Annotated in this window: 12 protein-coding genes; 7 read left to right on the top strand and 5 right to left on the bottom strand. The window is 61.3% G+C overall.

What is annotated here, in order from left to right; translation table 11 throughout:
• Positions 1 to 6: 6 nt before the first annotated feature.
• The 4 genes from NKJ81_RS21055 to NKJ81_RS21040 all read left to right on the top strand — a co-directional run bounded on the left by NKJ81_RS21055 (position 7) and on the right by NKJ81_RS21040 (position 6,363).
• Positions 7 to 486, top strand: a complete 480-nt coding sequence (locus NKJ81_RS21055) for a MarR family winged helix-turn-helix transcriptional regulator (RefSeq protein WP_352503401.1) — start codon at positions 7 to 9, stop codon at positions 484 to 486.
• Positions 483 to 1,661, top strand: coding sequence for an HlyD family secretion protein (locus NKJ81_RS21050; protein ID WP_352474507.1), 1,179 nt, complete (start codon positions 483 to 485; stop codon positions 1,659 to 1,661). The genes NKJ81_RS21055 and NKJ81_RS21050 overlap by 4 nt, the downstream gene beginning before the upstream one ends.
• Positions 1,662 to 1,965: 304 nt before the next feature.
• Positions 1,966 to 3,501 (top strand): DHA2 family efflux MFS transporter permease subunit, encoded by a 1,536-nt coding sequence (locus NKJ81_RS21045; RefSeq protein ID WP_352541604.1) that lies wholly within the window; start codon positions 1,966 to 1,968, stop codon positions 3,499 to 3,501.
• A gap of 174 nt (positions 3,502 to 3,675) precedes the next feature.
• A complete protein-coding gene (locus tag NKJ81_RS21040) occupies positions 3,676 to 6,363 on the top strand; it encodes an EAL domain-containing protein (RefSeq protein ID WP_352541603.1) in 2,688 nt (895 codons plus the stop codon).
• Positions 6,364 to 6,406: 43 nt separating this feature from the next.
• On the opposite strand, the gene NKJ81_RS21035 is transcribed toward NKJ81_RS21040, so the two are convergent.
• Positions 6,407 to 6,925, bottom strand: coding sequence for a CAP domain-containing protein (locus tag NKJ81_RS21035; protein ID WP_352541602.1), 519 nt, complete (start codon positions 6,923 to 6,925; stop codon positions 6,407 to 6,409).
• Positions 6,926 to 7,160: 235 nt separating this feature from the next.
• Complete coding sequence (locus tag NKJ81_RS21030; protein ID WP_352541601.1) at positions 7,161 to 7,616, bottom strand: MarR family winged helix-turn-helix transcriptional regulator; 456 nt, start codon at positions 7,614 to 7,616, stop codon at positions 7,161 to 7,163.
• 62 nt (positions 7,617 to 7,678) lie between these two features.
• Here NKJ81_RS21030 and NKJ81_RS21025 point away from each other — a divergent pair, with 62 nt between their 5' ends.
• Positions 7,679 to 8,128, top strand: a complete 450-nt coding sequence (locus NKJ81_RS21025; RefSeq protein ID WP_352541600.1) for an SgcJ/EcaC family oxidoreductase — start codon at positions 7,679 to 7,681, stop codon at positions 8,126 to 8,128.
• Positions 8,129 to 8,404: 276 nt separating this feature from the next.
• On the opposite strand, the gene NKJ81_RS21020 is transcribed toward NKJ81_RS21025, so the two are convergent.
• The gene (locus NKJ81_RS21020) at positions 8,405 to 8,770 is read right to left on the bottom strand and encodes a winged helix-turn-helix transcriptional regulator (RefSeq protein WP_352541599.1); all 366 of its coding nucleotides are present in this window, start codon (positions 8,768 to 8,770) and stop codon (positions 8,405 to 8,407) included.
• 108 nt (positions 8,771 to 8,878) lie between these two features.
• Between NKJ81_RS21020 and NKJ81_RS21015 the strand changes: the two genes are divergently transcribed.
• Positions 8,879 to 9,583: a glutathione S-transferase family protein gene (locus NKJ81_RS21015; protein ID WP_352541598.1), complete on the top strand. Its 705-nt coding sequence runs from the start codon at positions 8,879 to 8,881 to the stop codon at positions 9,581 to 9,583.
• 142 nt (positions 9,584 to 9,725) lie between these two features.
• Positions 9,726 to 10,550 carry a DUF2189 domain-containing protein gene (locus NKJ81_RS21010; RefSeq protein ID WP_352541597.1) on the top strand — a complete coding sequence of 275 codons (825 nt, stop codon included), beginning with the start codon at positions 9,726 to 9,728 and terminating at the stop codon, positions 10,548 to 10,550.
• 6 nt (positions 10,551 to 10,556) lie between these two features.
• Here NKJ81_RS21010 and NKJ81_RS21005 read toward each other — a convergent pair whose 3' ends face one another.
• Positions 10,557 to 11,189, bottom strand: coding sequence for a LysE family translocator (locus NKJ81_RS21005; protein ID WP_352541596.1), 633 nt, complete (start codon positions 11,187 to 11,189; stop codon positions 10,557 to 10,559).
• Between the two features lie 120 nt (positions 11,190 to 11,309).
• The gene (locus NKJ81_RS21000) at positions 11,310 to 13,277 is read right to left on the bottom strand and encodes a pilus assembly protein TadG-related protein (RefSeq protein ID WP_502904307.1); all 1,968 of its coding nucleotides are present in this window, start codon (positions 13,275 to 13,277) and stop codon (positions 11,310 to 11,312) included.
• Positions 13,278 to 13,608: the final 331 nt, after the last annotated feature.

The following is a 13,608-nucleotide window of genomic DNA, read 5'->3' as shown; positions in this document are numbered from 1 at the left end:
TCGCTCATGGTTTCCGACGGCATCGACAGATTGGGCTTTTTGATCCACGACGTGCAGCGCCTGATGCGCAAGCGCTTCGAAGCGCGCGCCAGTGGTTTCGGCCTTTCTTCGGCGCAGTGGCGGCTTCTGGTCCGCGTCGCCAAGGAGGCGGGTGTCGCGCAGGCGCGGCTTGCCGAGCTTCTCGAAATCGAGCCGATCAGCGTCTCGCGTCTTGTCGATCGCATGGAGGAGGGCGGCTGGATAGAGCGTCGTCCCGACGCAACCGACAGGCGAGTGCGCATGATTTTCCCGACCGCCAAGGCAAACGCGGCCTACACCCACGTCAAGAGCCTTGCCGGCGAGGTCTATGAGGAATCGCTCGTTGGCGTTTCGCCGGAAGATCGCCGCGTCCTAGTCAGGGCTCTGGAGACAATGGTGCAGAATCTTGCAGATGGTGAGGCGCCGCCCTCGGAAAAAGTGAAGAATACGGAAGGCGCAGCAGCATGAACGCGGTAGCCAAACTAGATGAGAATGCGGCCAAGCTGGAGATGGAAGCTCCCGCGAAGCCGGCGGCAGCTCCGGTAACGGTCGCTCCGCAGATAGCTCCGGCGCCGGTGGCGCCGAAGCAGAAGCGCCGTGCCGGCCGCTTCCTTTTGATGTTTGTGCTGCCCGCTGCGTTGATCGCCGGCGGCAGCTATGTCTGGGTGACCGGCGGCCGCTATCAGGAGACCGAGAACGCCAATCTGCAGCAGGCCAAGGTGTCGATAGCCGCCGATACGGCGGGCCGCATCGTTCAGGTCGACATTTTCGACAACCAGTCTGTCAAGCAGGGCGACGTGTTGTTCGCTATCGATCCCGAGCCCTACCGGATCGCATTGGCCCAGGCCGACGCGGCGGTGGCCGGCGCACGGCTCAATGTCGAGCAGTTGCGTGCGGCCTACAGCCAGGCGCTGGCGCAGGAGAAGTCCGACGAAAGCCAGGTCCAGTACGCGCAGTCGCAATATGACCGCGCCGCCGACCTTGCCCAGAAGGGCATCAACGCCAAGTCGTCTCTGGACGAAGCCAAGAACGACCTCGACAAGGCGAAGCAGCAGCTGGCCGTGGCCCAGCAAGGGATCGTCAGCGCCAAGGCGGCACTTGGCGGCAATCCCGACATCGAGACCGACAAGCATCCAACGGTAATGGCGGCGCTCGCCGCACGCGACAAGGCGGCCTACGATCTGGTCCAGACCACGGTCAAGGCACCCGCCGACGGCATCATCAGCCAGGCCGCTTCGTTCAAGGTCGGCCAGTATGTCGGTTCGGGCACGCCGCTGTTTTCGCTGGTCGAGACCGGCGACACCTGGGTCGACGCCAATTTCAAGGAAACCCAGCTCACCAACATGAAACCCGGCCAGAAGGCCGAAATCATGGTCGATACTTATCCGGGCAAGACGTTCGAAGCCACCGTCAAGGCGATCGGCGCCGGCACCGGCGCCGAGTTCTCGCTGCTGCCCGCGCAGAACGCTACCGGCAACTGGGTCAAGGTCACGCAGCGCATTCCGGTCCGCCTGGAATTGACCGATGCCGACGCCAAGGCGGCGCTGCGCACCGGCATGAGCGCGACCGTCACGGTGGACACCGGCGTTTCCCGCGGGCTGCCGAGCATTTTCCGCCGCGCCACGGCAGGCGAGGCCAGGTAAAGAGGCCTGGTAGCGGCCGCATAGCAAACAGCGAGATGGATGCAGGATTGGTCCGAGGGAGGCGCAGGAAAAGTTGAATGCGTAGACGGGCTGCGCTGTAGCCTGCCTGAGCAGACAACGTCGCGCAGGATCTTCGGTCCTCAGGTTTCCGGGCGGCAGGCGCCCGCTTTGTCGAGACGCTCAGTCGATGTAACCCCCACATCGATGCTCGCGTCCCACCGCGATGAGGGTCTCTCTACAGCGGGGCCTCGCCGTCCGGAAACCTAATGTACACGTTTTTGTTACCTGCTGGAAGTTTTACGTCATGAGCAGCCCAGAACCCTTTCGCGAAGTACCGCACCGCGGCCTGATCACAGTTGCGCTCATGCTTGCGACGATCATGCAAGCGCTCGACACGACGATCGCCAACGTTGCGCTGCCGACCATGACCGGCGATCTCGGCGCCTCCCCCGACAACATCAACTGGGTGTTGACCTCCTACATCGTTGCCGCGGCGATCATGACGCCGGTGACCGGTTGGCTGGCCGACCGCTTCGGTCGCAAGGAGCTGTTCCTGACGGCCGTGGTCGGTTTCACCGTCTTTTCAATGCTGTGCGGCATCGCCTGGAGCCCTGAGACCATCGTTTTGTTCCGGCTCATGCAAGGCGTGTTCGGTGCGGCCATCGTGCCGCTGTCGCAGACCTTCCTGCTCGACATCAACCCCAGGGAACGCCACGGCCAGGCCATGGCCATCTGGGGCGCCGGCATCATGCTGGGACCGATCCTTGGCCCGACGCTGGGTGGCTGGCTGACCGAGAATTTCAACTGGCGCTGGGTGTTCTTCATCAACCTGCCGGTCGGCATCATCGCCTTCCTTGGCATGGCGGCATATCTTCCCAGCGTCGCCCGGCGGGTGCGCAGCTTCGATTTCTTCGGCTTCACCATGCTCTCGCTCGGTGTCGGCGCGCTGCAGCTGATGCTCGATCGCGGCGGCGAGGTCGACTGGTTTTCCTCGATCGAGATATGGATCGAGCTTGGTCTTTCCATCACCGGTTTCTGGGTATTCACCATCCACACGTTGACGGCGGAGCACCCCTTTATCGACCCGAAGATCTTCCTCGATCGCAATTTCGTCACCGGGCTCGCGTTCATCTTTGTCATGGGCGTGCTCATCCTGGCGAGCATGTCGCTGCTGCCGCCAATGCTGTCGACCATCTTCGGTTATCCGACCCTCACCATAGGCATCGTCTTGGGCCCGCGCGGTGTCGGCACGATGATCGCGATGCTGTTCGTCGGGCGGATCATGCACAGGATCGATGCCAGGATCCTCGTCGTCATCGGCTTCCTGCTGACCGCGCAATCGCTCTACACGATGTCGAGCTTTTCGCCGCAGATGGACAACTGGCTTATCCTCAGTTCCGGCGTCATCCAGGGCCTTGGAATGGGAATGGTGTTCGTGCCGCTGTCCACCGTGGCTTTCGCCACGCTCGACGCACGTTTCCGCACCGATGCAACGGCGCTGTTCAGCCTGGTGCGCAATCTTGGCTCGTCGATCGGCGTATCGGTGGTGACGGTTCTGCTGGTACGCAACACGCAGATCAACCATGCCGAGCTTTCGGCCTACATCAATCCGTTCAATCCCAACCTCTGGGCGGCATCGCCGGCAGCGGCGGGGGGCGATCCGACGGCGCTGTCGCTGATGGATCGCATGGTCAATGTCCAGGCGATGATGATCTCCTACGTCAATGACTTCAAGCTGCTGATGATGATGACGCTGCTTGCTGTCCCGTTTGTTTTCCTGCTGCGCAAGCCAAAGGCTGCGCCGCCCGCCGGTGGGGCGCCTGCCGCGCATATGGACTAAGCCTCAGGGCTTACGGCAACCGCGACCGGCCACGGCTTCCGTTGCCTGTGCCGGTAGCGTCGGCGTTGAGCCAGGTTCACCTGCCATTAGTATATCCGGACCAATATGCAGTCGCTTTTGGGTTGAAGGCGAGCCTCCATTGCTTGCCTCAAGCATCAGCGGGAGGAATTGTGTTTGGCCACGAAGTCATCCAGGCAAACCGCCGACGCGCCCGAATCCGCAAATTTGACGACGCTGGCACAACTGGCGACTGCCTCATATGAGGCCCTCGAGCGTGAGCTTCGCGCCACGATTGTGGCACTTCAGGACCAGGCACTGCGGTTCCAGACCGCGATAGAGAACATCTCGCAAGGCATCTGTTTCTTTGATGCCGGTGAACGGCTGATCCTGTGCAATCGACGCTACGCGGAAATCTATCGCCTTGCCCCGGAGCAATTGCAGCCGGGTGCGGCGCTGCGCGAAATCGTCGAGCGGCGCGTCGCTGTCGGAACCTCGGCAATGAATGCGGACGCTTATCTGGCGTTGGCCCGGGCAGTCAATTCGGGCACGGCTTCGGGGAACTGGACAGCCGAGCTCGCCGATGGCCGGACAATTCAGGTCTGCCATCAGCCGATGCCTGACGGCGGCTGGGTGGCCACGCATGAGGACATCAGCGAGCTCAGCGCCAACCGCTTGGTCGTCGACGAGCGTATCTCCTTGCAGACGCTCATCGACCTGGTGCCTGACTACATGTGGGTGAAGGACACCGAAAGCCGCTTCGTCGTCGCCAACCGAGCCATTGCGTCCGACAGCGGTCGAGACAGCACGAGCGACATGATCGGTCTAAGCGACTTCGACCTTCACGCGCCGGATCTTGCGCAGAAATTTCGCCTCATCGAGCAGCAACTAATGCGCGACGGACAACCGATGATCGACGAGGAGGAGTTCGTCGTCGATGCGTCAGGCACCGGCAAATGGTTCCTGTCTACGAAACTGCCGTTGCGCAACGTTCAGAACAACATTTTCGGCCTCGTCGGCATTGCCCGTGACATCACTGCGCGCAAGCAGGCCGAAATCCTTCGCGACGGGCAGGCGCATATCCTCGAGATGATCGCAAAGAGCGCTCCCCTCGAAGACGTGCTCGAGCGGCTCATGCGTCTGGTCGAGTCCCAACTGGCGGGGATATTCGGTTCGGTCTTGCTGCTCGACAAGGATGGCAGCCACTTGCGCCACGCCGCCGCGCCGAGCCTGGCGAGAGACTACACCGACGCCGTCGACGGCGCCGCGGTGGGCCCAAGGGCAGGGTCTTGCGGTACCGCAGTCTATCGGCGCGAGCCGGTGATTGTCGCTGACATCATGCAGGATCCGCTTTGGCAGGACTATCGCGAACTCGCGCGCCCACACGGTTTGCGTTCATGCTGGTCGACGCCGATCCTGTCGCATCAGGGCGCCGTGCTCGGCGTCTTTGCGATGTATTCTATGACGGTGCGCGAGCCGACCGAGGCCGAGACCCGCCTCATCGATTTCACCACGCGCATCGCCGGGATCGCCATCGAACGCAAACAGGCCGAAGACCGGATCCACTTCATGGCCAATCACGACGTGCTGACCGGGCTTCCCAATCGCGCCTTGTTGGAGGACCGGCTTTCACAGGCGGTCTTGTACGCCCAGCGATACGATCGCTGGGTGACAGTGGTGTTCATTGATCTAGACAATTTCAAATTCGTCAACGACACGCTCGGCCACAATGCCGGCGACGAGCTCCTGAAGACCGTCGCAAGTCGCATGGTCGACTGCGTCCGGGCGACCGATACCGTCGTGCGGCTTGGCGGCGACGAATTCGTCGTCGTGCTTTTCGACCAGCCGGCGAACGTCGATCTCGTTTCCGAGACCTTGCAAAAGCTCAGGGCTGCACTCGCCGAGCCGGTTCGGCTCGGAGCGCATCTTGTGCGGGCGACGGCCAGCATCGGCATTGCCAACTATCCCAAGGATGGGACGGATCCCGATACGCTGCTGGCAAATGCCGACGCGGCCATGTATCGCGCCAAGGAGTTCGGCCGCGATAATTTCCAGTTTTACGCTCCGGAGTTCAACACCAGGGCGCATGAAAAATTCGTGCTTCAGGAAGAGTTGCGAAACGCCTTGGCGCGTTCGGAATTCACGCTGCTCTACCAACCGCAGGTGGACCTTCGGTCAGGTCGGGTTTTTGCGGTCGAGGCGCTGATACGCTGGAACCACCCAACGCTTGGCACGGTAATGCCGACGATGTTCATCCCGACCGCCGAGGAGACAGGTCTGATCGTACCGATCGGCGACTGGGTTCTGCATGAGGCGTGCCGGCAGAACAAAGCCTGGCAAGACGCGGGGCTGCCGCCCTTGACCGTTTGCGTGAATGTGTCGGCGCGGCAATTCAGGGAGCGCAACCTGATCGATCGCATCGTCAGCGCGCTGAAGGACAGCGGCCTGGAGGCCAGGTATCTCGAGCTGGAGGTGACCGAGAGCCTTATCATGCAGGATATCGAGCTGGCGGTCGCCACCATGAACGCCCTGCAAAGCCTGGGTGTCCAGATCTCGATCGATGATTTCGGCACCGGCTATTCCAGCCTCAGCGCACTCAAGACCTTTCCCGTGGCGCGGCTAAAGATCGACAAGTCCTTCATCAAGGATCTCGCCGCCGACGAGAACGATCAGGCTGTGGCCAGCGCGGTGATTTCATTGGGGCAAAATCTCAACCTGAGGGTCATCGCCGAGGGCGTTGAGACAGATGATCAGGTTGCTTTCCTGCGCAGGAACAATTGCGACGAAATGCAGGGCTATCATTTCAGCAGGCCGGTTTGTGCGCAGGACATCGAGGAATTGCTCGGCGGCGGCCGCAAAGACTGACGGATCGGTCGCCAGCAGGCTTCCGCCGTCCAAATGGTGGAAGTTATCTGCCGAGCACAAGGCACCAGTAGCGAAGCGTGCTGTCGCGGCCGTCGCGCACATAGGCGAGGCCGAAGCGGGTGAAGCGCGGGTCGAGCATGTTGCGGCGGTGGCCTGGCGAATGCACCCAGATATCGAACAGCTTCTGCTGGTCGAAGCGGCCTTCGGCAATATTTTCGGCGGCAGCGCCGGCAATGCCATTGTCTTTGACGCGCGAGGCAAAGTCCTTGCCCCAGCCGGTGGTGTGATTCATTCGGCCGCCGCGCGCCATATATCCGGCCTGCTGGAGCGCCGCCTGCTCGAGCCGGGCATCGGGGGCGAGCGGCCCCAGACCCGCCGAAGCGCGGATGCCGGCCAGCGTGCCGGCGGCGGAAGCAGAGACACCGGCGCTTTCACCGGTAGGCAGCACGGCGGTTGCGCAGGCGGTGAGCCCGGCAAGGGCGCCAAGGCCGGCAGCTCTGAGCAGCACGCGCCTGCTTAGGCTTGGTTGGACCTCGTAATTTTCGATTTTCGTAACGGTCATGCCCGCCTGACATAACCGCGATCATGGCTTTTGCCGGGCAGGGCCGTGAAAATGCGTGATGAATGGTTTTGACGCGATGGTACTGTGTCAGATTGATTTCACCGCTCAATCGAAACAGGCCTGCTCGGATGGCAGCATTCGCCCAGACGGCTGTTCGGGCTCGATACTCCCAGGAGCTCGATACCCAGTCAGGCCTTCACGGACAGAGAGTTTCTTTTGCCCTACCTTTGCGGCTTCACGAGCGCTGGCGAGGTATCCTCGGTTGCAAATTTTCGCTGGGGGATATCGCTTGCAGTGACGACCGCAGCGATTCGTACGCCTGAGCACCAAGCAGCCTTCGGTATTGGTCTTCGAGACGCTGATTGAAATCGTGGACGGTCCGGATCACCGCAAGCGCCGCGTCAGTTGCAACGATTAATTTGGCCCGTCTGTCGTTCGGATCATGCGAACGCCGAACATAACCGAGGCGCTCCAGTTCATCGATCAACTCACCCATCGATGCTTTGCCAATGCCCGCACGCTCTGCGAGGACGCTGGGTCGGGTTCCTTCTGCGTCGATGTTGGCGAATACAGCGCCGTGTTTGGGCTTGATTGCCGCATGGCCGCTCTCCCGGAGAACCTGGACCAAGGCGCTCGCCGACGATTGATAAGCATAGAGAAGCAGAGACTGCGTGTAGGGCTGATTATCCATCTTTTCAAACTTATATGGTGCCCATATAGTATGGCAACCGAACTATATGACAGGAGATCAGCATGGCTACCGGCAACGTCCGAACTGAAGGGGTGGAAAGTGTCGCGCACAGGCTGATCGAAGCTTGGAATCGTCACGATGCTCGCGCCTTTGCCGCCGTATTCGCGGCAGATGCCGAATTTACAAACGTCTTCGGGATGCAGGCGACTGGACGTGACAAGATCGAGCAGTTCCATGCCCCAATTTTTGAGAAGATGTTCAAGTACAGCCATCTATCCGCCGAAAGCGTGCGGAACAGGCTTGTTCGCCCTGATGTTGCCACGCTCGACCTGCGGTGGTCCATGACTGGCGCGCTCGATCCGATGGGAAACGAATGGCCGCGTCGGCGCGGATTAATCAGCGTAGTGGCGACGCGGGATCATGATGAATGGTTGATTGCAACGATGCACAATATGGAACTTGGGGACGATCAAATGGCAAAGTCTCAGGAGAAACTTCAAGAGGATAAGTAGGCTCTTCGTTCACGTCAGGATCGAAAGCGACAGCCAGCCAGCATGGTCAAGCCGATCTGATCGGGCAACGAGATCGAACGGCGGATCAGGTGATCAGGATTGGCGAGCTATGCTACAGGAGTTGGTGCCGGATGGCGGTGCCTTGTCCCGGTTTGGCTGGCCACAATGGCGCGCCCCATAGCCGGTCGCCTTGGTCTTGCGGAATCTAATGTATGAACGGCTTGGAGCGCTCTGGGCTCTCGCCGACAGTTCTTTGCGGCGGTGATCGCCGGTCGGCTATTCCGCCGCCACGAGTTTGATTTCCGGCGTCGATGTAGCCCGGTCGGCCCGATCGTCCTCGGTATCTTCCCACCAATCGCCCAGGGCGTCGATGAGTGGCACAAGTTTGAGACCGGGCTCCGTGAGGTCGTAATCCACGCGAAGCGGATAGCCGGTACGCGCCGTTCGCCGCACGATCCCGGCTTCCTCCAGCTTGCGCAGTTCCAGCGCCAGAATGCGGTGCGAAACTGTCGGGTTGTCACGCCTCAAATCGCTGAAGCGCTTGGTCCCGTCCCTGAGGTAGTAGAGCAGCAAGGTGGGCCAGCGACCGCTGAGCACACGCATAGTCTCCTCGATCGGGCAGCGTGAGACGACATCTTTCATGGCGGGGACCTGGTTACAGAATAGTGCGTAATTTACATGGGGCGACCAGCGTTTAGGGTCAAGTTTCGCTGCGCAGCGTAATCCCTAAATCATGGAAGAGACAAAGAAATGGAACCTATTCTCCTTTACGGCTTCCCGCTGGGAAGTTCGATGGGGCTTGTCGCTGCATTTGAACGCGTCGGACAACCCTACCGCCTGTGTCGCGTCGATATGCTCACTGAGATGAAGAACGACGCCTATGCCAGCATCAACGGTCGTCAGGAAACACCGGTGTTGATCACGGACGAGGGCAGGGTGCACACCGAGACCATGGCGATTGCCGCCTGGCTCGAAGCCCGCGATACGCAACGCCGTATCAGCTTCGATCCTCGCTCGCCGGAGGGCGACCGGATGCATCAGCTGATGGCTTTCGTGAACACCGGTTTCACCGCCGCTTTCACCCCGCTCTGGGCCGCATATGAAATGGAGTCGGCGGAACCGGTGCTGCTGGCGACCTTGCGTGATTTCGGCCGCAAGGTCGTTACCAACCGCCATGACCAGCTCGAGGCGATGATCCTCGACACGGATTTCCTGGTCGGCGACCGGCCGACGCTTGCCGATACCACGCTGATCGGCGTAGCGCGCTGGGCGGAGTTCCACCAGGCGGTCGACGGCGCAGCTTATCCCAGGCTGGCGGCGCTACGCCGCCGCATCGAAGCCGATCCGGCCGTGCGATACGCGCTCGCTGTCGAGGCTGGCGAAAAGCCCGCCGGGTCCGGCGCTTGCCTCGGTCACGTGCCGCTGGCCGAGGTGATCGATCGCTTCGCGGTGTAAACTGTTCGTTCAGCGCCCGGTGCCCCGGCGCCGGGCGGTGGCGACAAGCACGCCGAGATCGGCTATCATACGGGCGTTGTTGAAGTGGCAGCTGCGGGCGGCCATCCTGGCGGTGACCGCTCCGACACACGGGAGAAAGGTTATGGCCGGCTTTCATGTCATGGCGGACGCACGTGGAATGCATGTACAGCCCACGGTGCGCCGCATCAGCACCGAGGATCTGATCGATGCGCTCCGTCTCGGCGTAGAGGATTTCTGGGCCAAGCCGTCGCATTATGTGTTCCTGTGCCTGATCTATCCGGTGGTCGGCCTGATCCTGACGCAGTGGACCTCGGGCTCGAACGCCATCCAGCTCATCTATCCGCTGATGTCCGGCTTCGCTTTGGTCGGCCCGTTCGCCGCAATCGGCCTTTACGAAATCAGCCGCCGGCGCGAGTTCGGCATGGATACATCCTGGTGGCATGCGCTCGACGTGCGCCACTCGCCGGCGCTGCCCGCGATTGCAGTCATCGGTATCATGCTGGTGGTACTGTTCCTGCTCTGGCTGTTCACCGCGCAATCGATCTACACCAGCCTGTACGGCAATCAGCCTCCGGCCTCTATCGTCGGCTTTATTCGCGAAGTGCTGACGACCAGCAAGGGCTGGACACTGATCCTGCTCGGCAACCTGGCCGGGTTCGCCTTTGCCGCGATCGTGCTGGCGACGACCGTCGTCGCCTTTCCGCTGCTGCTCGACCGCGATGTCGGCGCGGTCTCGGCAATCGAGACGTCGGCAAGGGCAGTTCTGACAAACCCGCTGCAGATGGCGCTGTGGGGCCTGATGGTCGCCGTGCTGCTGGTCATCGGCTCGATCCCGCTATTTGCCGGGCTTGCCGTCGTCATGCCCATCCTTGGCCACGCGACCTGGCATCTTTACCGCAGGGTGGTCGAACCGGAGCGGGCACAGCCGGACCGGCGGCCGATGTAGGACCGATCAGCGTTGCGCGTCGGTTGCCATCTTGACGGCCAGCGCGGTCAGCACCGTGCCCATCATCCAGCGCTGGATCACCAGCCATAGCGGCCGCCCGGCGAGGAAGAGGGCGATCGAGCCGGCCGTCACCGCGATGATGGCGTTGACGGTCAGGCTGATCGCGACCTGTGTGGCACCGAGCACCAGAAGCTGCGACAGCACGTGGCCCCTGCCGGGGCTGATGAATTGCGGCAGCAGCGACAGATAGAGCGCTGCCACCTTCGGGTTGAGCAGGTTGGTCATCAGGCCCATGGCGAACAGCTTGCGCGGCCTGTCTCTCGGCAGTTCGCGGATCTGGAAGGGCGAGCGCCCGCCGGGCTTCACCGCTTGCCAGGCGAGCCACAGCAAATAGAGCGCGCCGGCAAGGCGCAGCACATCATAGGCAAAGGGCACGGCGAGCAGCAACGCGGTGATGCCGAACGCCGCCGACAGCACGTAGAACAAAAAACCGAGCGCCACGCCGCCCAGCGAGATCAGTCCGGCCTTCGGCCCTTGCGACAGCGAGCGCGAGATCAGATAGATCATGTTCGGGCCAGGCGTCAGCACCATACCGAGGCAGACCAGCGCGAAGGCAAGATGGTTGGCGGGTTCAGGCAAGAGCGCATCTCCGGGTGGGGACACTCACCACATGCTTCCATAACCCGCAAGGGCATGACGGCAGGAGCCTTTGCGCCAGCGCGCCGGGCCCCCCTGCCTTAGTCGCCAATCCCATCGCCTTCAGCCGACGATGCGCAGGTTCGACAATTCGTTGGCGATTTCCTTGAAATTGTCGGACAGCGTCGCGCCTGTCGCATTCCAGAACAGCTTGACCGGCTTGCTCGGGTCCGCCGGATCCTTGCGGAAGCGCGAATCCGAGGAACATGCCTTCAGCGCATCGATTGCCTTCTTGTCGCCGGCATCTGTGGGTGACAGGTCGAGCGCCACCGTCATCACCAGAATATTTGAATTCTTTGCATTGGCGCAGAGCGTTTTCATCTGCTCGTCGAGTGCTGCCGTGTAGTTGGCACCGGTATAGGTGGTCTTGCCAATATCGGTGCTGGTATTCATGAACAGGCGGGTTACGCTTCCAGATCCCGGATAGGTCAGGCCAGTGTAGCCGTAGGCGGCGTAGGTCGACCTGTTGTTGGCATAGCTGCTGTCGCTGACGGCGCTATAGGTATTGGCTCCGTCGGTCAGCACCACGACCACCTTGTCGTTGCCCCTCTCGCTGTTCGACCGGCCCTCGGAGAACGGTGGGTTGCTCGATACAGTTCGCCAGCCCCAGGCAAGCCCCTCCGGCACGTTGGTGTTGCCGTTCGGCGCCATGGCGTCGATGGCGTCCTTGATCTCCTGCTTCTCTGCGTCCTGGCTGACGTCCTTCAACGGCGTGATCGGGTTGGTGGTGCAGGAGGAATTCGGCCCATCGCCTGCGGCTGCGGATTGCGAACCGTATGGTTTTACAAGGAAATATTTGCGCATGTCAGACTGGCGCTGGGAAGCGGTAGGACCGGCGACATAGGGCCAATCGGCCCACCAGTTGTTGCCGTAATTGTAGGACGTGCCGATGACGTCGTTGATGCCGTCACGGTTGAAATCGAGCCACAGAGTGCCAGCCTCATCCGGGGCGAACATCGGCACGAAAAGCGTGGCCGGCGCGGTTGTATCGGGCGTGGTGTCGCTGACATTGTAGGGATATGGCCGTGCTTCGACGCAACCTTGCCAGCTCGCATAGCGGCTTGTGGTGTAGATATATTCCGGTGCGCTCCAATGGCCGTACTGGCAGGTGCCGTTCTTCTTGTATGTGTCGCAGACATATTGCTTCGAATTGGGTACCTCTTCGCGGCCCGATTCGACCGTCATGTCGGCGTAGAGGCTGAAACGGGTCAGCGGCTGGTCCTTGGTCTCGCCCCAGCCGGTGCCGCGCTTGTACCAGACGCCGTTGAGCTTCTCGGCATATTTGTCCGGATTGTTGGCGGCACTCATCGTCGTCCAGTCGAAATCCTCGTGCTGGATCGGGGACATGCCGTCCTGATCCATCCAGCCGTCCTGGTCGTGGGTAGGGCCGACATTGACCGAGGCCGCAAACGGCACGAGAGAAAACTGCACCGGTTTGGTGATCTGCTTCATCTGCTGCGCCTGAAGCGCCAGCGTATCGACAAGCTGCTTGGCGGCCGACTTCAGCAGGTTTATTCGCTTCTCGCCGGTGCCGGAGCCGAGATCACTCATCGAGCCGGAATTATCCAGCACAAGCGCGACTTCGAGGGTGTTCTTGAGGCGGAGTTCCGAACATTCGGTGAAGGTCGTGTCGCTTGCCGTGCCGCCGATCAGCAGGCTGGCGGCCGGTAGAAAATAGGGATGGAAGGTGAGGCTGGCGCAGAGCTTCAGGGTGCCGCCGCCGGCATTGTTGTTGGGCAGCGTGACGGTCAGCGCTGTATTCGCCGGGTCGATACGTGCGAGATTGGTTTCGAAAAATGTCTTGGCGTAGGCCTTGACGTCGTCGTCGCTGGCGCCGGCAACGATCTGCTGGGCGGCGGCGAGGCCGGCCGCATCAAGGGCGTTCAGCGTTTCGTGCTTTTGGCGCAGCAACTCCCCGTAGTCGACACTGAGCGCCAGACCGGCCATCAGCGGCACAATGGTGATTGCAGTCATTAACGAGTAGTTGCCACGTCTGTCGTGTCGGAATTCTCCGACTATTGCCTTCAGCATTCCCGCCCGCCCCATTTTTCCCGGACGATGCCACGCATTTTTAAATTTCCGATTGCTGAAATACGTTCAAGGCCGGTACGGGTTTTCAATCCCTGTTAACCACGCGTCCGCAATCGGCAATGCTGCTCCGAGCTTCCCGCGGCAAAGCCTCTAAAAAAGGGGATAAGGCGCTGGAAAAGAAAAGCTTTCACCATCGCGTGCTCGCCGGCGTCCCCGTGCGACAATCTTGCGGCGCTATGAAAGCTGGTGACAGGGTGAAGCGCTTCGGTTAATCCCAGCCGGTCGCGGCGGACCGTCGGTCGCGGCGCTCGCAAGCATCATGGTACAGGGA

It is taken from the genome of Mesorhizobium sp. M0018, from assembly GCF_040323955.1.
Taxonomy (GTDB): Bacteria; Pseudomonadota; Alphaproteobacteria; order Rhizobiales; family Rhizobiaceae; genus Mesorhizobium.
This window is presented reverse-complemented; position numbering and strand designations above follow the sequence as displayed.

What these genes read in the sequence shown, in the direction of transcription:
- NKJ81_RS21050 (WP_352474507.1), top strand. Translation starts at nt 483, where the DNA reads ATGAACGCGGTAGCCAAACTAGATGAGAATGCGGCCAAGCTGGAGATG.
- NKJ81_RS21010 (WP_352541597.1), top strand. Translation starts at nt 9,726, where the DNA reads ATGGCCGGCTTTCATGTCATGGCGGACGCACGTGGAATGCATGTACAG.
- NKJ81_RS21035 (WP_352541602.1), bottom strand. Translation starts at nt 6,925, where the DNA reads ATGACCGTTACGAAAATCGAAAATTACGAGGTCCAACCAAGCCTAAGC.
- NKJ81_RS21025 (WP_352541600.1), top strand. Translation starts at nt 7,679, where the DNA reads ATGGCTACCGGCAACGTCCGAACTGAAGGGGTGGAAAGTGTCGCGCAC.
- NKJ81_RS21020 (WP_352541599.1), bottom strand. Translation starts at nt 8,770, where the DNA reads ATGAAAGATGTCGTCTCACGCTGCCCGATCGAGGAGACTATGCGTGTG.
- NKJ81_RS21030 (WP_352541601.1), bottom strand. Translation starts at nt 7,616, where the DNA reads ATGGATAATCAGCCCTACACGCAGTCTCTGCTTCTCTATGCTTATCAA.
- NKJ81_RS21015 (WP_352541598.1), top strand. Translation starts at nt 8,879, where the DNA reads ATGGAACCTATTCTCCTTTACGGCTTCCCGCTGGGAAGTTCGATGGGG.
- NKJ81_RS21000 (WP_502904307.1), bottom strand. Translation starts at nt 13,277, where the DNA reads ATGCTGAAGGCAATAGTCGGAGAATTCCGACACGACAGACGTGGCAAC.
- NKJ81_RS21055 (WP_352503401.1), top strand. Translation starts at nt 7, where the DNA reads ATGGTTTCCGACGGCATCGACAGATTGGGCTTTTTGATCCACGACGTG.
- NKJ81_RS21045 (WP_352541604.1), top strand. Translation starts at nt 1,966, where the DNA reads ATGAGCAGCCCAGAACCCTTTCGCGAAGTACCGCACCGCGGCCTGATC.